The organism is Streptomyces sp. NPDC085596 (assembly GCF_044541565.1).
Taxonomy (GTDB): domain Bacteria; phylum Actinomycetota; class Actinomycetes; order Streptomycetales; family Streptomycetaceae; genus Streptomyces.
Genome location: NZ_JBITTC010000011.1, coordinates 65918 through 86220 on the forward strand (window position 1 = coordinate 65918; position 20303 = coordinate 86220).

Sequence of the window (20303 nt, forward strand, 5' to 3'; positions counted from 1 at the left end):
CCGGCAAGGGCTCCATGACCGCGAGTGTGTACGACGACGGGCCGCCGTAGCTCTCGCATTACGGCGGCCCGTGGCCGGGTGGAACCGGGACCCTTAGTGGGTGCTGCCCGCCGTCGCCGGGGGCAGTTCGGCCTCGACGCCGGGGTCGCCCGCGTCGGCCGTGTAGTCCCCGGGGCTGGTCTCGTCGATGCCGTCGGGGGCCTTCACGGCCTTCAGGACGAAGGTCCCGACCACCGTGACCACGACGTTCAGCACGAACGCCGTGAGGCCGATGTAGCCGATCTCACCGATGCCGGGGATCTCCTTGGCCGAGCCGCCGAAGTGCTTCTGGGTCGGCGAGGCGACCCCGTAGGCGGCGAGCGTGCCGTAGAGCATGCCGACCGCCCAGCCCGCCAGCAGCGCCCAGCGGTGGAACCAGCGGGTGAACAGGCCGCCGACCAGGGCCGGGAAGGTCTGGAGAATCCAGATGCCGCCCAGCAGCTGGAAGTTGATCGCCACCGTCTTGTCCATGGTGAGGACGAAGACCAGCGCGCCCACCTTCACCAGCAGCGAGACCAGCTTGGAGACCTTGGTCTCCTGCTCGGGCGTCGCGTCGGGCTTGATGAAGTCCTTGTAGATGTTGCGGGTGAACAGGTTCGCGGCCGCGATCGACATGATCGCCGCCGGGACCAGCGCGCCGATGCCGATCGCCGCGAAGGCCACGCCCGCGAACCAGTCCGGGAACATGTTCTCGAACAGCTGCGGGATCGCCAGCTGGCCGTTGGTGACCTTCACCCCGGCCGCGATCGCCATGAAGCCCAGCAGGGCCAGCAGGCCGAGCATCAGGGAGTACAGCGGCAGGATCGTGGTGTTGCGCCTGATCACGTCACGGCTCTTGGAGGAGAGGGTCGCGGTGATCGAGTGCGGGTACATGAACAGCGCGAGCGCCGAACCGAGGGCCAGCGTGGCGTACGTCCACTGGCCCGCCGGGGCCGGGACGATCCCGCCCGCGCCGGCGGCGGCGTACTTCTCGCCCGCCTTGGCGAAGATCTCGTCGAAGCCGCCCAGCTTGATCGGGATGTAGATGATCGCCACCGCGATGACGATGTAGATCAGCGTGTCCTTCACGAACGCGATCATCGCCGGGGCGCGCAGACCCGAGGAGTAGGTGTAGGCCGCCAGCACACCGAAGGCGATCAGCAGCGGCAGGTCCTTCACGAACCAGTTGGTGTCCTCACCGCCGCCCACGCCCATCACGTCCAGCACCGCCTGGATGCCGACGAGCTGGAGCGCGATGTACGGCATGGTCGCCAGGATGCCGGTGACCGCCACCGCCAGCGACAGCCCCTTGGAGCCGAACCGGCCGCGCACGAAGTCGGAGGTGGTGACATAGCCGTGCCGGTGCGAGACCGACCACAGCCGGGGCAGGAACGTGAAGATCAGCGGGTACACCAGGATCGTGTACGGCACCGCGAAGAACCCGGCCGCGCCGGCCGCGTAGATCGCCGCGGGCACCGCGACGAAGGTGTACGCGGTGTACAGGTCGCCGCCGAGCAGGAACCAGGTGATCCAGGTACCGAACGACCGGCCGCCCAGGCCCCATTCGTCCAGCGAGTGCTCGTTCTCGGCCTTGCGCCAGCGCGAGGCCAGGAAGCCCAGGACCGTGACGGCCAGGAAGAAGAAGACGAAGACGCCGAGCGCCACGCCGTTGACGCCGTCCTTCACTTCGACGCACCCCCGCTCCGGGTCTTGCGGGAGCGCTGGTCACGCTGCCACAGCTGGTAGGCGGTCACGGTGAGCGAGGTGGAGACCAGCACCCACAGCATCTGGTACCAGTAGAAGAACGGGATACCGATGAACGTCGGGTCCACCTTGGCGAACGAACCCACCCACAGCATCGCCACGAACGGCGCCACGAGGCACAGGCCGATGACCACACGGACCGGTGTCACCACCGGTGGCCTCACTTCGGAATCTTCGGGCATGCTGCGGCTCCGTCCCCTCGTTGATCACTGCGTAATGCGCACGCAATCTAGGTGACGGCACGGCGGAGCGGAAGCCCTCGTCCGGGTATCGATATGACGATGTGAGCTGGTGGGGGCGCCAGAGGCGGAGCCGGTCAGTCCTGCGGACGCCTGAGCCGCGCCACGAACTTGTAGCGGTCGCCCCGGTAGACCGAGCGCACCCACTCCACCGGCCGGCCCTCACGGTCCACGGAATGCCGGGACAGCAGCAGCATCGGCAGACCCACGTCGGTGCCGAGCAGGCTCGCCTCGCGCGGGGTGGCGAGCGAGGTCTCGATGGTCTCCTCGGCCTCGGCCAGATGCACGTCGTAGACCTCGGCGAGCGCGGTGTAGAGCGAGGTGTACTTCACCAGCGAACGGCGCAGCGCGGGAAAGCGCTTGGCGGAGAGGTGGGTGGTCTCTATGGCCATCGGCTCGCCGTTGGCCATGCGCAGCCGCTCGATACGCAGCACCCGGCCCCCGGCGCTTATGTCCAGCAGCCCGGCCAGCCGGTCGTCGGCCGTGATGTAGCCGATGTCCAGCAGCTGCGAGGTGGGTTCGAGACCCTGGGCGCGCATGTCCTCGGTGTAGGAGGTGAGTTGGAGCGTCTGGGCGACCTTGGGCTTGGCGACGAAGGTGCCCTTGCCCTGGATGCGTTCGAGCCGCCCTTCGACCACCAGCTCCTGGAGCGCCTGGCGGACCGTGGTGCGGGAGGTGTCGAACTCCGCGGCCAGCGTGCGCTCGGGCGGGACCGGCGTGCCCGGCGGAAGCGTCTCCGTCATCTCCTGGAGGTGCTTCTTCAGACGGTAGTACTTGGGCACGCGCGCGGTACGGACGGTCGCGCCGGCCTCGTTCTCCGCCCTGCTGACGTCGGTGCTCATGGCTGCCTTCCCGGCTCCGGATGCCGATGGCGACCGACATCGCCATCGGTCACGGCTCACATCGTGGCACGGCCGCGCGCGGCCGGGTCCGCCCGCACGCTCCGTGATCTCCCTGTATACCGCCGCACCCCCGGTTGGTCTAGTCCACCCGTCCGGAGCGGGCCAGTGGTCCACCGGAACTGGTCCGTCCGATCTGTCGGTTGCGCAATGAAAGGTCCCTGCATATCTCGGTCGCGTCACGGACGCCCGGACCCCACCTGAACACCCTTGACAGCCCTTTTGGTCTGGGCCAAGCTCCCCCTGCTGGTCTACACCATTGGTCCAGTCCCGGCTCCGAGGGCGGTTCGACGCGTAAGTGTGACACCGCGGGGAGGCAGGGGGGTTGTGGGCATCCCTTAAGGAGGATGGCGTGAAGCGCAGACTGATAGCCGCGATCGGTGTCGCGGGCATGGTCGTCTCCATCGCCGCGTGCGGCAGCGACGACGGCAAGGGGGGCGACAGCGACCAGTTGACCGTCTGGCTCACCGTCGACGCGCAGAACAACTGGCCCGACCTGGTCAAGGCCGCCGACGCCGCCGTGCAGAAGAAGCACCCGGACCTCAAGATCAAGCACGAGTACTACGGCTGGCCGGACAAGAACGCCAAGCTGGACGCCGTCCTCGCCACCGACAAGGCCCCCGACGTGGTCGAGATGGGCAACAGCGAGATGCTCGGCTACATGGTCAAGGGCGCCTTCGCCCCGGTCGACCCCGCCAAGTTCGCCGCCTCCGACGCCTGGCTCGACGGTCTGAAGACCTCGGTCACCTATGACGGCAAGACCTACGGCGTGCCGTACTACGCCGGTGGCCGTGTCGCCAACTGGCGCAAGGACGTGGCCGCTTCGGTCGGTGTCAAGACCCCGCCGAAGACCTACCCCGAGCTGACCGCCGCGCTGGACAAGATCCAGAAGAAGGAGGGGGACAAGTTCAACGCCTGGTACCAGCCCACCCGTGACTGGTACGCGGCCATGTCCTTCGTCTACGACGCGGGCGGCGCCATCGCCAAGGAGGAGGGCGGGCAGTGGAAGGGCACGCTGTCCTCGCCGGAGTCGGTCAAGGGCCTGACCGCGTTCAAGCAGGTCGTCGACAAGTACATGCACGGCGACAAGACCAAGGACGAGTCCGACCGTTACCTCGTCTACGGCCAGGGCAAGTCCGCCATGATCTTCGGCGCGGCCTGGGAGGGCGCGACCTCCGCCGACCCGAAGAACGACAAGACGGGCAAGCTCAAGGACAACCTCGAGAACTTCGTGATGCCCGGCCCGTCCGGCAAGAACATGCCGGTGTTCCTGGGCGGTTCCGACCTCGCCGTCCCGGTGAAGTCCCGCAACCAGGCCGTCGCCGCCGAGTGGATCAACGCCTTCACCGGTCCCGCGGGCCAGAAGGGCCTGATCGCCAAGGGCAACCTGCCCAACAACAAGACCGACCTCGCCACCCTGAAGAACGACCCGGCGACCGTCGTGCCGGCCACCGCGGCCGAGTCCAACTGGTTCGTGCCGATGGCCCCCGGCTGGGGACAGGTGGAGAAGGCGCAGGTCCTGCAGACCATGCTCCAGCAGATCGGCACCGGCAAGAAGTCGGTCCAGGACGCCGCCAAGGAGGCGGACGCCGCGATCGACAAGGTCATCAACACCAAGTGACCCGGATTCGCCGCGCGGGCTTCCCGGCTCGCGCGGCGACCGCCGTACCGCCTGCACAGAACTTCAGGGATCGCCGAGGAGCGCGATGAGTGCCGCAGACACGACCACGCCTGCCAAGGTGCCGCCGCCGCGGCAGGCGCCGCCGCCCGGCCCTCCGCCCCGGCGGCCCCGCCCGGCCTCCGCCAGGGGCGGCGCCGCCACCCCCTGGCTACTGCTCGCGCCCTGTCTGCTGATCCTCGCCGGTGTCATGGGCTACCCCCTGGTCCGGCTGGTCACCCTGTCGTTCCAGGAGTTCGGCCAGTCCCAGCTCTGGGGCTTCAAGGAGCCGGAGTCCGTCGGGTTCGGCAACTTCACCAAGGTGCTCGGCGACGGCGACTTCTGGCAGGTCGTGCTGCGCACCATCGTCTTCGCCGCCGGCGCGGTCGTCGTCACGATGGTCCTCGGCATGCTGATCGCCCTGCTGCTCCAGCGGGTCTCGGGCTGGGTGAAGACCCTCATCAACATCGCGCTGGTGGCGAGCTGGGGGATGCCCGTCATCGTCGCCACCACCGTCTTCAAGTGGCTCTTCGACGCCGACTACGGCATCCTCAACGCCCTGATCAGCAAGCTGCCCGGCGTCGACCTGATCGGCCACAACTGGTTCGCCAGCGGGCCCGAGGGCCTCGCGGTGATCATGCTGCTGGTGGTCTGGGGCGCGGTGCCCTTCGTGGTCATCACCCTCAGCGCCGGACTCACCCAGGTCCCCGCCGAGCTGGAGGAGGCCGCCCGGCTGGACGGCGCGGGCTCCTGGGGCGTCTTCCGGTACGTCACCCTGCCCGTGCTCAAGCCGGTGGTCGTCATGCTGACGACCCTCTCCGTCATCTGGGACATGGGCGTCTTCCCGCAGGTCTTCGTGATGCGCAACGGCCACCCCGAGGACGAGTTCCAGCTGCTGACCACCTACTCCTACGACCGCGCCTTCGTGGTCAACGACTACGCCCAGGGCTCCGCCATCGCCCTCATCACCGTGGTGCTGCTGCTCGGCGTCGTCGCCGTCTACATGCGCCAGATGCTCAAGATCGGAGAGGTCGAGTGACCAGCACGGCTTCCCCCGCCCGCCGGACCTCCAAGGCCGGCTGGAACCTCCTCGGCCTCCTCGTCTTCGCCACCGCGGGCTTCCCCGTCTACTGGATGCTCGACACCGCGATCAAGCCGGCCAAGGACGCCATCGACCCCGACCCCAGCCTGCTGCCCACCGGGTTCACCCTGGACAACTTCAGCCGGGCCTTCGACATCGCCGACTTCTGGGGGCCGGTCGGCCGCAGCCTGATCGTCTCGCTGTCCGTCGTCGCCATCGGTGTCGTCGTCGGCATGCTCGCCGCGCTCGCCATCTCCCGGTTCGCCTTCCGGGGCCGGAAGATCGTGATCGTCGGCATCCTCGCGGTCCAGATGATCCCGCTGGTCGCCATGATCATCCCGGTCTTCCTGCTGCTGAACGACCTGCATCAGTACGACAAGCTCACCGGGCTGATCATCACCTACCTGACCTTCATCCTGCCGTTCACGGTGTGGACCCTGCGCGGCTTCATCGTCAACATCCCGCGCGAGCTGGAGGAGGCGGCCATGGTCGACGGCTGCTCCCGCACCGGCGCCTTCGTCCGTGTCGTCTTCCCGCTGCTCGCCCCCGGCATGGTCGCCACCTCCGTCTACGCCTTCATCCAGGCGTGGAACGAGTACCTCTACGCCCTGATGCTGCTCAGCCAGGAGAACCAGACGGCCACCGTCTGGCTCGGCAACTTCACCACCAAGCACGGCACCGAATACGCCCCGATGATGGCCGGAGCCACCATGATGGCCGTGCCGATCGTCGTGCTGTTCCTCCTCGTCCAGCGCAAGATGGCCGCGGGGCTGACCGCGGGCGCCGTGAAGGGATAACGCCACCCGATGACGACAATCGCCCGCGGTACCGACACCCTGACGCGCGACGCGCTCACCGTCCTCCAGCCAGGCTTCACCGGCACCACCGCCCCCGACTGGCTGCTGCGCCGGCTCGGCGAGGGCCTCGCCTCGGTCGGCCTGTTCGGCCGCAACATCGTCTCGCCGGAACAACTGGCCGCGCTCACCGCACAGTTGCGTGCCGAACGCCCCGATGTGCTGGTGGCGATAGACGAGGAGGGCGGCGACGTCACCCGCCTGGAGGCCCGTACCGGCTCCTCCTTCCCCGGCAACCACGCCCTCGGCGCGGTGGACGACCTGGAGCTGACCCACGCCGTCGCCCGCGAACTCGGCCGCCGCCTCGCCGCCTGCGGGGTCCACCTCAACTGGGCGCCCTCCGCCGACGTCAACTCCAACCCCGACAACCCGGTCATCGGCGTCCGCTCCTTCGGCGCCGACACCGCCCTGGTCGCCCGGCACACCGCCGCCTATGTCACCGGCCTCCAGTCCGCCGGGGTCGCGGCCTGCACCAAGCACTTCCCCGGCCACGGCGACACCGCCGTCGACTCCCACCACGCGCTGCCCCGCATCGACGTACCCGCCGACGTGCTGCAGGCCCGCGAACTCGCCCCCTTCCGCGCCGCCCTCGCGGCGGGCACCCGCGCGGTGATGAGTGCCCACATCCTGGTCCCCGCCCTGGACCCGGACCGCCCCGCGACCCTCTCCCGGCCGGTCCTCACCGACCTGCTGCGCGGCGAACTCGGCTACCAGGGCCTCATCGTCACCGACGGCATGGAGATGCGCGCCGTCTCCGGCACCTACGGCATCGAGCACGGCAGCGTCCTCGCCGTCGCGGCCGGCGCCGACGCGATCTGCGTGGGCGGCGGCCTCGCCGACGACGAGACGGTACGGCGGCTGCGTGACGCCCTGGTGGCCGCCGTGCGCTCCGGCGAACTGCCCGAGGAACGCCTCGCGGACGCGGCCCGCCGGGTGCGCGAACTCGCCGCCTGGACCGTGAGCGGTACCACCGGGGACACCACCCCCGACCCCGAGGCCGGCCAGCGCGCGGCCCGCCGTGCCCTGACGGTGACCGGCGGCGAGTCCTTCACCCCGCTCACCGAGGCGCCCTACGTCGCCGCCTTCACCCCGGCCGCCAACATCGCGGTCGGCGACGACACCCCCTGGGGCGTGGCCGCCGAGCTGACGAAGCTGCTCCCGGGCACGTCGACCGGCAGCTTCACCGGCGACTCGGCCGGCTCCGACGCCCTCGCGGCGGCGGGGGAGCGCCGGGTGGTCGCGGTGGTCCGGGACGAACACCGGCACCCCTGGATGGCGAAGGCCCTGACCACGCTCATCGCGGCCCGCCCGGACACCGTGGTCGTCGAGATGGGCGTCCCGCAGTCCCCGCCCCGCGGGCAGCTCCACCTGGCGACCCACGGCGCGGCCCGCGTCTGCGGCCGGGCCGCGGCGGAGGTCATCGCGGGGGCGTGAGCCCGCGCTCGGTCCCCGTGGTGCGCCCACGGGGACCGAAGTGTTTCTACAGCCCCTGCCAGTCCGGCTTGTGGGCGTAGGTGTGGCGGAAGTAGTCCGCCAGCTTCAGCTTGGAGGCGGCGGCCTCGTCGGCGACCACCGTGGCGTGCGGGTGGAGCTGGAGGGCGGAGGCGGGGCAGACCGCCGCCACTGGGCCCTCGACCGTGGCCGCGAGCGCGTCCGCCTTGCCCTCGCCGGTGGCGAGCAGCACCAGGTGGCGGGCCTCCAGGATGGTGCCGATGCCCTGGGTGATCACGTGGTGCGGGACCTGGTCGATGTCGCCGTCGAAGAAGCGGGCGTTGTCGATCCGGGTCTGCTCGGTCAGCGTCTTGATCCGGGTCCGCGAGGCGAGCGAGGAGCACGGTTCGTTGAACCCGATGTGCCCGTCCGTGCCGATGCCGAGGAGCTGGAGATCCACGCCCCCGGCCGAGGCGAGCGCCCGGTCGTACTCCTCGCACGCCGCCTGGACGTCGGCGGCCGTGCCGTCCGGGCCCATGAACGCGTCCATGCCGATGCCGAGCGGCTCCAGCACCTCGCGGCGCAGCACCGAGCGGTAGGACTCGGGGTGGTCGGCGGGCAGCCCCACGTACTCGTCGAGCTGGGCGATCCTGGCCCGATGGGTGTCCGCGGCGCCGGAGCGCACCTTGGCCGCCAGGGCCTGGTAGACGGGCAGCGGGGTGGAGCCGGTGGCCACCCCGAGCAGGGCGTCGGGCTTGCGCAGCAGCAGCCGGGCCATGGCCTCGGCCACCAGCTCGCCGCCCGCCGCGGCGTCCGGGACGATGACAACTTCCACGCTGGGCCTGCCGATCTGGAAGAGGGCGGACGGTCGCTGGGGACCGGGGGAGCGTCGGTATGTGGTTTAGACCAATCTAGCAGAGCGGCCCCGGCCGTACGGGGCGGAAATCGCCAGGCCGACGGGGCCCCACGGTCGCCCCGGCCCGACTAGGCTTGCCAGTACGGTGCGGCCTCGCCGCCCCCGAGTTCGGGTCTCCTCCGACCATGGACATGCCCTCGTGGTCTAGTCCAGAATGCGGGGGAGGCAAACGCAGGACGACAAGCTGACAAGCCTCCGCCTTCCCCGCACAGGAGGGCGGATCGAGGAACCGGTGCTCTCTGCCCTGACTGCTCCGGCTCCTCGGCCTTCGGCCGACCGGGACCGCACACCCCACGGCCGATGATGCTCCGGGCTGCGGCGCGGGGAGGGCTGAGGGTCCCTCTCAGGCGCCGCGGCCCGCGGGTGTCTTTTCGGCCAGTGACGCGCCCCCGGTACGCTCGCAGCGTGCCCTCCATGAACGAACTCGTCCGCCAGCACACCGCCCTCGGCGACACCGACCTCGAGTGGCTCCATCTGCTGGTCTCGGAGTGGCAGCTGCTCTCCGACCTTTCCTTCGCCGACCTCGTCCTGTGGGTCCCCACCAGCGACGGCACCCGGTACGTCTCGGTCGCCCAGATGCGCCCGAACACCGGCCCGACCTCCTACCAGGACGACATGGTCGGCCACCTCGTCCCGCGCGGGCGCCGCCCCATGCTGGACGCGGCGCTGGACGAGGGCCGCATCGTGCGCGAGGGCGACCCGGAATGGCGCGAAGAGGTCCCCGTACGGGTCGAGTCCATCCCGGTACGGCGTGAGGGCCGCGTCCTCGGAGTGATCGCCCGCAACACCAACCTGCTGACCGTGCGCACCCCGAGCCGGCTGGAACTCACCTATCTCCAGAGCGCCTCGGACCTCGCGCAGATGATCGCGGCCGGTTCCTTCCCCTTCCCCGACCAGCAGGTCGACATGGACGCCTCCCCGCGCGCGGGCGACGGCCTGATCCGGCTGGACGCGGACGGCATCGTCCAGTACGCCTCCCCGAACGCGCTCTCCGCCTACCATCGCCTCGGCCTCGCCGCCGACCTGGTCGGCCATCACCTGGGCCGCACCACCGCCGAACTCGCCCCGACACGCGGTCCGGTGGACGAGGCGCTCGCCAAGGCGGCCAGCGGCTGGGCGCCCCGCGAGTTCGAGATCGAGGCCAAGGACGGGGTGATCCAGTTCCGCTCCATCCCGCTCAAACCCAAGGGCACCCGCATCGGTTCCCTGGTGCTCTGCCGGGACGTCACCGAACTCCGGCGCCGCGAACGTGAGTTGATCACCAAGGATGCCACCATCCGGGAGATCCACCACCGGGTGAAGAACAACCTCCAGACCGTGGCCGCCCTGCTCAGGCTCCAGGCCCGCCGCATCGACTCCGAGCGCGGCCGGGAGGCGCTGGAGGAGGCCGTGCGCCGGGTCGGCTCGATCGCCATCGTGCACGAGACGCTGTCTCAGAACCTGGACGAGCGGGTGGAGTTCGACGACATCGCCGACCGGGTGCTGGCGATGGTCGCGGAGATCTCGCCGGGCAAGGTGACCGGCCGGCGCAGCGGCCGCTTCGGCTGGCTGGACGCCGAGGTCGCCACCCCGCTGTCGATGGTGCTGACCGAAGTGCTCCAGAACGCCCTGGAGCACGGCTTCCGTGAGGGCGACACCGGCACGGTCGAGGTCTCGGCGGTCCGGGGCGGCACCACCAAGGAGGGCCGTCTGCTCGTCACCGTCCAGGACGACGGGGTCGGTCTGCCCGAGGGCTTCGACCCGCACACCGCGGGCAACCTCGGCCTCCAGATCGTCCGGACCCTGGTCGAGGGGGAATTGGGCGGCACCTTCGACATGGTCCCGGCGCCGGAGCGCGGCACCCGGGTCATCCTCGACATCCCGGTGCGCCCGCAGAAGTGAGGGCGGCCGGGCGGTGACGCTCGGCCCGGCCGGCGCGGGCAAGCGAAAAGCCTCGGACCGATAGCGGTCCGAGGCTGGTGCTCGTTGCTGAGCTGCTCCGCTGAGGCGGAGCCCCCCGGGCCCGGCGGGGCCGAGACCTGGGGAAAGCATCGGGGGTACTGCGCGCTGCGGCTCGGGGGCGGGAGAAGCGTGGTGCCCGGTACTTCGGGCCAACGCGCCGCCAAGCTCAGGCTGTCAGCAGGGGTGACTCATCAGGCAGAAGCCTGGCGAGCACGGTTGCGGGCGGCGCGGCGCTTCATTGCGCGACGCTCGTCCTCGCTCAGACCACCCCAGACGCCGGAGTCCTGACCGGACTCGAGCGCCCACTGCAGACACTGCTCGATCACCGGGCAGCGACGGCAGACGGCCTTGGCTTCCTCGATCTGCAGCAGCGCGGGACCGGTGTTGCCAATGGGGAAGAACAGCTCGGGGTCTTCCTCGCGGCAAACGGCGTTGTGACGCCAGTCCATGGCTGCTACCTCTCCTTGGTATTACATGCAGATTGCTTGTGAATGTGAACGCTTTCACGAGTCCTCAACAAGTGAAGGGCCGATCACCGGGTCTCCCCGGCGTGGTCCTGTGTTTTGAAGAGGGTTCTGGCGATCAATGGAAGCCGGTGTTGCGGGCCGTCCCGATCGCCATGTAGAGACTCGCAAACCTCGGCGACGGATACAACCCCTTCCGGAAGATTTTTTTTGATTCCTCGGTGTCGACTAGGTCACAGCCGTACTTCCATGGGGTGGACAGTGGCCTAAACGTTCGAGTGAAAGGACTTTGGCCCGTTCCGCTCACACAATCACACGCAGTGCACGGCGAACGCCTGTGAACGTCACGCTCGTCCGCAGCCCCAGGTGGTCACCGTCCATCTGAAGGGGTAGAGGGACCTTCGAATGCAAGGTGAACCGGTCCAGGTCGTGCAGCGAAATCGCGTGTCTCCCATGGGGTCCGCGCTCGGGGGACGAAGTGAGCAACTGGGTCGCATACCGGGCAACCGCAGCCGTGGAGAGCCGCTTCAGACCGAGCACGTCGATGCCGTTATCGAACGACGCCTTAGGCGATGTGTACATCGGGCGATTGCCGAGATACGTCCAGGGCGACGTGTTCGAGACTATGGCGACGGCGAGATCGGTCACCGGCTCCGCGTCCGGCCGTTCCAGGGTGATCGTGCCGTGTCTGCGATTCGGTTCACCCATGAACTGCCTTGCTACTTGGCGGACATAGAGCGCGTGCGTCGACTTCTTGCCGCGCTCCCGTTCCCTTTCCACCCTGCCCACAACGCCCGCGTCAAAGCCCAGTCCGGCATTGAAAGTGAACCAGCGCTCCGGCACCGCCTCGTCCGCCGTGCCCGGCGTACCCGAGGTCAGACCGAGGCCGACCACGCGTTCCCGGCGCTCGCGCAGCGCGTCCAGCAGGGCGCCGGTGGCCTCGACGGGATCGTTGGGCAGACCCAGCGCGCGGGCGAAGACATTGGTCGAACCACCGGGGACCACGGCGAGCCCGGGCAGCCGCTCCGGGTCGGGGCCGGCGTACAGCAGGCCGTTGACCACCTCGTTCACGGTGCCGTCACCGCCCAGGGCCACCACCATGTCGACGTCGTCACTCTCCGCAGCCGACCGCCCCAGATCGCGCGCGTGACCGCGGTACTCGGTGTGGACGACTTCCAGCTTCATCTCGCTGGCCAGCGCGTGGATCAGAACGTCGCGTCTGCGGGCGCTTGTGGTGGTTGCCGCCGGATTGACCACGAGAAGTGCACGCATGCATGGCAGCGTACCTACTGGGGGGTATCGAACCCAGGGCGAGTCGAGGATCGGGCGAGACCGAGGGGCGTGAGCCTCGCCACGCACCCTCCGGGCCGCGTCGGGCGCGGGGCTACCCTTCTCGGGTGAGCAGTGAGCAGACCCCCGCCCCGGAGACCGGCCCCGCCCCGGCCGGTGAGCGCCCGCGCCGCCTGACGTACGCCGCCGCGCTGGCCGCGCTGGAGGGGACCGCCCTCGTCGTGGCGGGCGTGTGCGTTCTCGCGCTCGGTCTCACCGGCGCCGGTGACGACCGGCAGCAGGCTGTCACCGGCGGGATCACCCTGCTGGTGCTCGCGCTGCTGCCACTGCTCGCCGCGCGCGGACTGTGGCTGACGCGCCGCTGGAGCCGGGGCCCCGCCGTGATCACCCAGATCCTCGCCCTGCCGGTCGCCTACAACCTGCTCCAGGCCGACAGCATCGCCATCCCGGCGGGCATCGGCCTCGCGGTGGTCGCCGTGGCCGCGCTGGTGCTGCTGGTCAGTCCGGCCACGACCCGCGCCCTCGGGATCACCGGGCCGGGTCGCGCCGAATAACGCGGGTCCTGTTACGGGGGTCCTGCTCCGGGCGGCCTACTCCTCCACCAGGAGCTTCTCCCGCAGCTGGGCCAGCGTGCGGGCCAGCAGCCGGGAGACGTGCATCTGCGAGATGCCGACCTCCTGCGCGATCTGCGACTGGGTCATGTTCCCGAAGAACCGCAGCAGCAGGATGCGCTTCTCGCGCGGCGGGAGGTCCTCCAGCAGCGGCTTGAGCGACTCCCGGTACTCCACCCCCTCCAGCGCCTCGTCCTCCGAGCCGAGGGTGTCGGCGACCGCCGGGGACTCGTCGTCGGTGTCGGGGACGTCCAGCGACAGCGTGGAGTACGCGTTCGCCGACTCCAGCCCCTCCAGCACCTCCTCCTCGGAGATGGCCAGCTTCTCCGCCAGCTCGTGCACCGTGGGGGAGCGGCCGTGCAGCTGGGACAGCTCGGCCGTCGCCGTGGTCAGCGCGAGCCGCAGCTCCTGGAGCCGGCGCGGCACCCGGACCGCCCAGCCCTTGTCACGGAAGTGCCGCTTGATCTCGCCGACGACCGTGGGAGTGGCGTACGTGGAGAACTCCACACCCCGCTCCGGGTCGAACCGGTCCACGGACTTGATCAGTCCGATCGTGGCGACCTGGGTGAGGTCGTCCAGCGGTTCGCCGCGGTTGCGGAAGCGGCGCGCCAGATGCTCGACGAGCGGCAGATGCATGCGGACCAGCCGGTTGCGCAGCTCCGCGTACTCCGGGCTGCCGTCCTGCAGGCCGCGCAGCTCCACGAAGAGCGCCCGCGCCCCGCTGCGGTCATGAGGGTCGTGCCGTTCCGCCCGCACGGCCTCCGCGCCCGGCGCGGTGCCCTCGGCGTATCGCTCGTGCTCGCTCATCGTCCCGCCCGTAGCCCTTCCCCGAGCCCTCGCCCCCGCGCGGTCGGCGGTCGCGTCCCCGCCGCGCTCCCCCTGGGGCGCGCTCCGTACGGCACCCTCGCCGCCGACCTGTGCGGAGTCGTCCTCCGGGTGGGGTCTGGCCTGCTCGGGGATGCCGTCGACGCCGTCGGCCATGTGCCGGGAGCCGTCCTGGGGGGCCGCCCGCAGGCTCTCGGCCTTCCCGGTCGGCAGTTCTCGCGCGCCGCGCTCTTCGTCCCGCACCGGACCGTCCCCGTTCCTCACGCCGGGCCGGGGCCCGCGCCGCGCTGTTTGTAGAGGCTGATCGACACGGTCCGGTCCTCGTCGACGGCGGACGACACCTTGCCCGCCAGGGCCGACAGCACGGTCCAGGCGAACGTGTCGCGCGACGGGGCGTGGCCGTCGGTGGTCGGAGCCGACACCGTGACCTCCAGCGAGTCGTCGACGAGCCGGAAGACGCAGCTGAGCACGGAGCCCGGCACGGCCTGCTGGAGCAGGATCGCGCAGGCTTCGTCGACCGCGATGCGCAGATCCTCGATCTCGTCCAAGGTGAAGTCCAAGCGGGCCGCCAGACCGGCCGTGGCCGTCCGCAGCACCGACAGGTAGGCACCCGCGGCCGGAAGCCGGACTTCCACGAAGTCCTGGTTCGCCGTGGGCTCGCCTGCGATCTGGGACACCCTCACCTCCATGGTGGTACAAGCTTCACGGGGCCGAGGGTCGCCCCCGGCGTAACGCGTACGTGGTTCCGCGGTGACGCTATCGCGCTCGGAACGTTCCTGTCCCCGCACCCCCGGCCCCCTGGCGTTACTCACAGTAAAGCTCCGTATACGCTCCGTGTCTAGGGGGTTGGGCGGATTCAAATGGGAAGAGCGCGCGCCGGGTTGACGTACCCAGGCATCGGGCGGTCGAACCACCGGAATCGCCGCCGCGCCGCCCGCCGCTGTGCCGTCCACTCTCACACGAGTACGTGGTCCACGAAACACCATCGCCAGTCGTCTCCGGGTTCGAACGTCCGCATCACCGGGTGACCCGAGTCCGCGTGGTGCTTCGTCGCGTGCCGGTTCGGCGAGGAGTCGCAGCACGCGACATGGCCGCAGGTGAGGCAGAGCCGCAGTTGCACCGGGTCCGTCCCGTCCGCGAGACACTCCAGGCACGTCTCGCTCAGCGGGCCGGGTTCCGGGAGCGGCAGCGCGTCGAGGTGCGTGCACTGTTTCATGATTGCCAGATTACGTCGGGTGCGCGGAGAGTCGCGCGGAGAACGAGGGTGGGCGAGGACATGGACGTGATGCCGCTCCTGCTGCTGATCGCGGGGAGCGCCGCCGTCGCGGGCGTGGCCCGGCGCGGGCCCGTACCCGCGCCGCTGCTGCTGGTCGCCGTCGGCCTCGCCGCGTCCTACCTGCCAGGGGTGCCCGACTACACCCTCGACCCCGAGGTCGTCCTCCCGCTGCTGCTGCCCCCGCTGCTGTACACCTCGGCCAGCGACAGCTCCTACCTCGACCTGCGCGCCCAGGTACGGCCGGTGGCACTGCTGTCGGTCGGCTACGTCCTCTTCGCCACCGTCGCGGTCGGCTGGGTCGCGCATCTGATCGTGCCCGGCCTGCCGCTGACCGCCGCGCTGGTGCTGGGCGCGGTGGTGGCACCGCCCGACGCGGTCGCCGCCACCGCGGTCGCCCGCCGGCTCGGACTGCCGTCCCGGATCACCACGATCCTCCAGGGCGAGTCCCTGCTGAACGACGCCACCGCCATCACCGCGTACAAGGTCGCCCTCGCCGCCGCCATCGGGGAGGGCGCCACCTGGGCGGGCGGCCTGCTCGAGTTCCTGATCGCCGCGGTCGGCGGTGTCGGTGTCGGCCTCGTCCTGATGGCGCCCCTGCACTGGCTGCGCACCCATCTGCGCGAGCCCCTGCTCCAGAACACCCTGTCCCTGCTCATCCCGTTCGTCGCCTACAGCGTCGCCGAGCAGTTCCACGCCTCCGGGGTGCTCGCGGTCGTGGTCGTCGCTCTCTATCTCGGGCACCGCGCGTGGGAGGTCGATTTCGCCACCCGGCTCCAGGAGGAGGCGGTGTGGAAGATGGTCGCCTTCGTACTGGAGTCCGCCGTCTTCGCCCTGATCGGCCTCCAGCTGCGCGTCGTCGTCGAGGGGCTCGGCGCGAACGAGGGCACCCGGGCCGTCGGATACGCCGCGATCCTCTTCGTGGTCGTCGTCCTGGCCCGGCTCGCCTGGGTCTACCCGGCCGCGTTCCTGCCCCGCCTGCTCTCCGCCCGCGTCCGGGAGCGGGAGGAGAACCCCACCTGGAGAGGCGTGCTGGTCACCGGCTGGGCCGGGATGCGCGGCGTGGTCTCCCTCGCCATCGCCTTCTCCATCCCGCTGACCGTGCACGGCGGCCACCCCTTCCCGCAGCGCAACCTGATCCTCTTCCTGACCTTCACCACCGTCATCGGCACCCTGGTCATCCAGGGCCTGAGCCTGCCCCCGCTGATCCGCGCCCTCCGCTTCCCGGAGCGCGACCCGCGCGCGGACACCCTCGCCGAGGCCAACGCGCAGGCCCAGGCGTCCCGCGCGGCCGAGGCGCGGCTGAACGAACTCCTCGCCGACGAGCGCAACGCCCTGCCCGCGCCGCTCGCCGACCGGCTGCGCGCGGTGATGGAGCGCCGCCGCGACTCCGTCTGGGAACGCCTCGGCCAGGCCAACCCGGTCACCGGCGAGTCCGTGGACGACACCTACCGCCGGCTGTCCCGCCAGATGATCAGCGCCGAACGCGATGTCTTCGTCCGCCTGCGCGACCACCGCTACATCGACGACGAGATGCTCCGCGACCTGCTGCGCCGGCTCGACCTGGAGGAGGCGGCCGCGTACCGGGAAGTGGCCTAAAACGTGCTGTCCGGGAAGGGGCGTCCCGTGACCACCGCGGCCACCGCGGTCCCGCGCGGGAAGGCGCCCTCCTCGGCCAGCGCGGCGAGCGCGTACAGCAACTTGGCGACATACAGCCGCTCCACGGGCACCCCGTGCCGGTCCTCGAAGTCCGCCGCGAAGGCGTCCAGCTCCGAAGTCGTACGGGCGTAGCCGCCGAAGTGGAACCGGTCCTCCAGTGACCAGTCGCCGGTGCGCGTGCCGAAGGCCCGCTCCTGAAGAGTGCGCACCTCGGCCTCCAGGAAGCCGCCCTTGAGCACGGACACGCCGAGCGCGCGCTGCCCGGGCGCCAGTCCGGCGGCCAGTCCGGCGAGCGTGCCACCGGTGCCGCAGGCCACCGCGACGACCTCCGCGCGGTCCCGCAGCTCCTCGCCCAGTGCCACGCAGCCGCGCACCGCCTCGGCGTTGCTGCCACCCTCCGGGACGACGTACGCGCCCTCCGCGCGGGCCGCGCGCAGGATCGCGGCCAGGGTCTTCGGCTCGCCCTTGCGCCGGTACGCCGCCCGGTCCGTGAAGTGCAGCCGCATGCCGTCGGCCGCACATCTGGCCAGCGAGGGGTTCAGCGGGCGGCCGACCAGTTCGTCACCGCGCACCACGCCGACCGTGGGCAGGCCGAGCAGCCGCCCGGCGGCCGCGGTGGCGCGCAGATGGTTGGAGTACGCGCCGCCGAAGGTGACCAGCGCCCGGCCCCGCGCCGCCTCGATGTTCGGCATGAGCTTGCGCCACTTGTTGCCGATCAGCTCCGGGTGGATCAGATCGTCCCGCTTGAGCAGCAGCCGCACGCCGTGCCGGGAGAAACGGTCGTCCCGCGCTTCCGCGAGGGGCGAGGGGAGTGCCGGGGAGAGGGGGTCGGCGCTGGTCATCCGCCCATTGTCGTCGCCCTGCCCCGGTTGTCGCCCTGCCCCGGTTGTCGGCCGGCCCCTGTCGGCCGGCCCTGTCGGCCCCGCCCTGGCGGGCGGCTATCCCTTCAGCCGCTCCTTGATGCGCGATCGCAGCGAGGCCATGGTGAACCCGCGCGGGTCCACCTTGCCCGGCTGCCATTCGCGGTGGCCGATGACTGAACGTTCCGTCCAGCCGTGGTGGCGGCAGATCGCGGCGGCGGCCCGCACGATCGCCTCCATCTGGGCCTCGGGCCAGGGGTCCTCGCCGTCGCCGAGGTTCTCGCACTCGAAGCCGTAGAAGTACCGGTTGCCGTCGGTGTTGGCCTCGTTGTCGGTCGGCAGCCCCTTCTCCGCGATGACCGCGCGCAGCACCTCGTCATCACCGAGACCGGCGTGGTTGGCGCGGCCGTAGCCGACCAGGTGCACCTTGCCGTCCTTGGTGATCACGCCGTGGCAGAGCGGGCCCGGAAGCTCCTCGTAGCCCTCGCGGCACAGCTCCACGGTGCGGGCGCTGCCGCTGGTCACCGTGTGATGGATCATGACACCGTGGACCGGGCCCCAGGGGCCCTTGTGGTTGCGGTTGTGGACCCGCCAGCCGGCGACCTCCACGACCTTGAGGCCCTCCGCCTTCAGCGCGCTCAGAAAACCGCTCGCGGACATGGGTGGGGACATGGCCGCCTCCTTCGTACCGTTCGGGAAGTTTCCGTACCGTGCGGGCCGGCCGCCCGCGGCGGCCCACCCGTCACGCTGCTTGTACCGAGGCCGGGCGGTCCGGAACACATCGTTCGCATGCTGTGCGAGCCGATCCGGCCATTTCCCGGCGGGAACATGCCGGGCGGCCGTCGACAAGGGGCGACAAGAGTCGACAAGCGGCGACAAGGTCCCCCAGTCTGCCCAGTAGTCCGATGATCCATTCCCCTCCTTTCGGGTAATGGTGCGAGCACGCTCCGTGATGAAAGGCTCAGCCATGAGACCGGTGCCCGGCGAGATTCGGCGCCGGGCATACATGGGAGGGCAATTCCTTATGTCGGTAGGCGAAGAGGTCCGCACGGAACAGGGCAAGCCGCAGCAGTCCCTCGGCACGGCGGCCGCGCGGAACCTGGCCACCACGACCAAGTCCGTACCCCAGATGCAGGAGATCAGCTCCCGCTGGCTGCTGCGCAACCTGCCCTGGGTGGACGTCCAGGGCGGCACGTACCGGGTGAACCGGAGGCTGACGTACGCCGTCGGCGACGGCCGCATCACCTTCGTGAAGACCGGGGACCAGGTCGAGGTCATCCCGGCCGAGCTGGGCGAACTGCCCGCCCTGCGCTCGTACGAGGACGAAGAGGCGCTGACCGAGCTGGCCCGGCGCTGCCGGCAGCGGGACATCGCCGCGGGCGAGGTGATCAGCTCCTTCGGCGCCCGCACCGAGGAGGTCTACCTCCTCGCCCACGGCCGCGTCGAGAAGATCGGCACGGGCCCGTACGGCGACGACGCGGTCCTCGAAGTCCTCGCCGACGGCGCCTACTTCGGCGAGCAGGCACTGCTGGACCCCGACGCCATCTGGGAGTACACCGCCCGCGCCGCCACCGCGTGCACGGTGCTCGTCCTCAGCCGCTCGGACTTCGAGCAGGTCGCCGAGCGCTCCGACTCCCTCGGCGAACACGTGGGCCGGCTGCGCGCGCTCCCGGAACAGCGCACCAACAAGTACGGAGAGCAGGAGGTCGAGCTGGCGGCCGGTCACTCCGGTGAGCCCGACATCCCGCACACCTTCGTCGACTACGAGGCACGTCCGCGCGAGTACGAACTCAGCATCGCCCAGACCGTGCTGCGCATCCACTCCCGCGTGGCCGACCTGTACAACCAGCCGATGAACCAGACCGAGCAGCAGCTGCGGCTCACGGTCGAGGCGCTGAAGGAGCGCCAGGAGCACGAGCTGGTCAACAACCGCGAGTTCGGCCTCCTGCACGCCTGCGAGTACGACCAGCGCCTCCAGCCGCACGACGGCGCCCCCGGCCCGGACGACCTGGACGAGCTGCTCAGCCGTCGCCGGGGCACCAAGTTCCTGCTCGCCCACCCGCGCGCCATCGCGGCGATCGGGCGCGAGCTGAACAAGCGCGGACTGGTCCCCGAGACCATCGACGTGGGCGGCAACCGCATCCCCACCTGGCGCGGGGTGCCGATCTACCCGTGCAACAAGATCCCGGTCAGCGAGGCCCGCACCACCTCGATCATCGCCCTGCGTACCGGCGAGGCCGACCAGGGCGTGATCGGCCTGAGGCAGTCCGGCCTGCCGGACGAGATCGAGCCCAGCCTGTCCGTCCGCTTCATGGGCATCAATGAGCAGGCCGTCATCAACTACCTGGTGACCGCCTACTACTCGGCCGCCGTGCTGGTGCCGGACGCGCTGGGCGTGCTGGAGAACGTGGAGATCGGCCGGTGGCGGTGACACCGTCCCCGCTTACGGCCGTGTTCCGCCCCGGCGGTCCTTGCCGCCGGGGCGGCGGCCCCACCGTTCCCGGAGATCGTGAGGGGGAGC

19 protein-coding genes are annotated in these 20303 nt (G+C 70.5%); 8 read left to right on the top strand and 11 right to left on the bottom strand.

Annotated elements, in window-relative coordinates:
* Nucleotides 1–93: 93 nt before the first annotated feature.
* From mctP to ACIGA3_RS27225, 3 genes are all read right to left on the bottom strand, one after another.
* The gene (gene mctP, locus ACIGA3_RS27215) at nucleotides 94–1704 is read right to left on the bottom strand and encodes a monocarboxylate uptake permease MctP (RefSeq protein ID WP_399720660.1); all 1611 of its coding nucleotides are present in this window, start codon (nucleotides 1702–1704) and stop codon (nucleotides 94–96) included.
* Complete coding sequence (locus tag ACIGA3_RS27220; RefSeq protein ID WP_399720662.1) at nucleotides 1701–1964, bottom strand: DUF3311 domain-containing protein; 264 nt, start codon at nucleotides 1962–1964, stop codon at nucleotides 1701–1703. The genes mctP and ACIGA3_RS27220 overlap by 4 nt, the downstream gene beginning before the upstream one ends.
* Nucleotides 1965–2098: 134 nt before the next feature.
* A complete protein-coding gene (locus ACIGA3_RS27225; protein WP_399720665.1) occupies nucleotides 2099–2863 on the bottom strand; it encodes a GntR family transcriptional regulator in 765 nt (254 codons plus the stop codon).
* Between the two features lie 409 nt (nucleotides 2864–3272).
* On the opposite strand from ACIGA3_RS27225, the gene ACIGA3_RS27230 reads away from it, so the two are divergent.
* The 4 genes from ACIGA3_RS27230 (at nucleotide 3273) to ACIGA3_RS27245 (ending at nucleotide 7946) form a co-directional block, all read left to right on the top strand.
* Entirely contained in the window at nucleotides 3273–4541 is a 1269-nt protein-coding gene (locus tag ACIGA3_RS27230; protein ID WP_399720668.1) for an extracellular solute-binding protein, read from the top strand.
* An 85-nt stretch (nucleotides 4542–4626) separates the two neighbouring features.
* Nucleotides 4627–5616, top strand: coding sequence for a carbohydrate ABC transporter permease (locus tag ACIGA3_RS27235; RefSeq protein ID WP_399720671.1), 990 nt, complete (start codon nucleotides 4627–4629; stop codon nucleotides 5614–5616).
* On the top strand, nucleotides 5613–6455 hold the full coding sequence (locus ACIGA3_RS27240; protein ID WP_399720674.1) for a carbohydrate ABC transporter permease: 843 nt from the start codon (nucleotides 5613–5615) through the stop codon (nucleotides 6453–6455). The genes ACIGA3_RS27235 and ACIGA3_RS27240 overlap by 4 nt, the downstream gene beginning before the upstream one ends.
* A gap of 9 nt (nucleotides 6456–6464) precedes the next feature.
* Nucleotides 6465–7946: a glycoside hydrolase family 3 protein gene (locus ACIGA3_RS27245; RefSeq protein WP_399720677.1), complete on the top strand. Its 1482-nt coding sequence runs from the start codon at nucleotides 6465–6467 to the stop codon at nucleotides 7944–7946.
* A 46-nt stretch (nucleotides 7947–7992) separates the two neighbouring features.
* On the opposite strand, the gene nagB is transcribed toward ACIGA3_RS27245, so the two are convergent.
* Complete coding sequence (gene nagB / locus ACIGA3_RS27250; protein ID WP_399720679.1) at nucleotides 7993–8778, bottom strand: glucosamine-6-phosphate deaminase; 786 nt, start codon at nucleotides 8776–8778, stop codon at nucleotides 7993–7995.
* Between the two features lie 495 nt (nucleotides 8779–9273).
* Here nagB and ACIGA3_RS27255 point away from each other — a divergent pair, with 495 nt between their 5' ends.
* Entirely contained in the window at nucleotides 9274–10740 is a 1467-nt protein-coding gene (locus ACIGA3_RS27255) for a sensor histidine kinase (RefSeq protein WP_399720946.1), read from the top strand.
* Between the two features lie 251 nt (nucleotides 10741–10991).
* On the opposite strand, the gene ACIGA3_RS27260 is transcribed toward ACIGA3_RS27255, so the two are convergent.
* Nucleotides 10992–11249, bottom strand: a complete 258-nt coding sequence (locus ACIGA3_RS27260) for a WhiB family transcriptional regulator (protein WP_003992873.1) — start codon at nucleotides 11247–11249, stop codon at nucleotides 10992–10994.
* A 318-nt stretch (nucleotides 11250–11567) separates the two neighbouring features.
* Nucleotides 11568–12536: a diacylglycerol/lipid kinase family protein gene (locus ACIGA3_RS27265; RefSeq protein WP_399720682.1), complete on the bottom strand. Its 969-nt coding sequence runs from the start codon at nucleotides 12534–12536 to the stop codon at nucleotides 11568–11570.
* Nucleotides 12537–12661: 125 nt separating this feature from the next.
* On the opposite strand from ACIGA3_RS27265, the gene ACIGA3_RS27270 reads away from it, so the two are divergent.
* Nucleotides 12662–13108: a hypothetical protein gene (locus tag ACIGA3_RS27270; RefSeq protein ID WP_399720685.1), complete on the top strand. Its 447-nt coding sequence runs from the start codon at nucleotides 12662–12664 to the stop codon at nucleotides 13106–13108.
* 36 nt (nucleotides 13109–13144) lie between these two features.
* Here ACIGA3_RS27270 and ACIGA3_RS27275 read toward each other — a convergent pair whose 3' ends face one another.
* From ACIGA3_RS27275 to ACIGA3_RS27285, 3 genes are all read right to left on the bottom strand, one after another.
* Nucleotides 13145–14233, bottom strand: coding sequence for an RNA polymerase sigma factor SigF (locus tag ACIGA3_RS27275; RefSeq protein ID WP_399720688.1), 1089 nt, complete (start codon nucleotides 14231–14233; stop codon nucleotides 13145–13147).
* Between the two features lie 17 nt (nucleotides 14234–14250).
* Entirely contained in the window at nucleotides 14251–14667 is a 417-nt protein-coding gene (locus ACIGA3_RS27280) for an anti-sigma regulatory factor (RefSeq protein WP_018544439.1), read from the bottom strand.
* Between the two features lie 278 nt (nucleotides 14668–14945).
* Complete coding sequence (locus tag ACIGA3_RS27285; RefSeq protein WP_399720692.1) at nucleotides 14946–15206, bottom strand: UBP-type zinc finger domain-containing protein; 261 nt, start codon at nucleotides 15204–15206, stop codon at nucleotides 14946–14948.
* 60 nt (nucleotides 15207–15266) lie between these two features.
* Here ACIGA3_RS27285 and ACIGA3_RS27290 point away from each other — a divergent pair, with 60 nt between their 5' ends.
* Nucleotides 15267–16862 (top strand): Na+/H+ antiporter, encoded by a 1596-nt coding sequence (locus tag ACIGA3_RS27290; RefSeq protein WP_399720695.1) that lies wholly within the window; start codon nucleotides 15267–15269, stop codon nucleotides 16860–16862.
* Here the strand turns inward: ACIGA3_RS27290 and ACIGA3_RS27295 are convergent.
* Complete coding sequence (locus tag ACIGA3_RS27295; protein ID WP_399720698.1) at nucleotides 16859–17764, bottom strand: 1-aminocyclopropane-1-carboxylate deaminase/D-cysteine desulfhydrase; 906 nt, start codon at nucleotides 17762–17764, stop codon at nucleotides 16859–16861. The genes ACIGA3_RS27290 and ACIGA3_RS27295 overlap by 4 nt on opposite strands.
* 96 nt (nucleotides 17765–17860) lie before the next feature.
* Nucleotides 17861–18454, bottom strand: a complete 594-nt coding sequence (locus ACIGA3_RS27300; protein WP_399720701.1) for an N-acetylmuramoyl-L-alanine amidase — start codon at nucleotides 18452–18454, stop codon at nucleotides 17861–17863.
* Nucleotides 18455–18806: 352 nt separating this feature from the next.
* Here ACIGA3_RS27300 and ACIGA3_RS27305 point away from each other — a divergent pair, with 352 nt between their 5' ends.
* On the top strand, nucleotides 18807–20213 hold the full coding sequence (locus ACIGA3_RS27305; protein ID WP_399720703.1) for a family 2B encapsulin nanocompartment shell protein: 1407 nt from the start codon (nucleotides 18807–18809) through the stop codon (nucleotides 20211–20213).
* Nucleotides 20214–20303 lie beyond the last annotated feature (90 nt).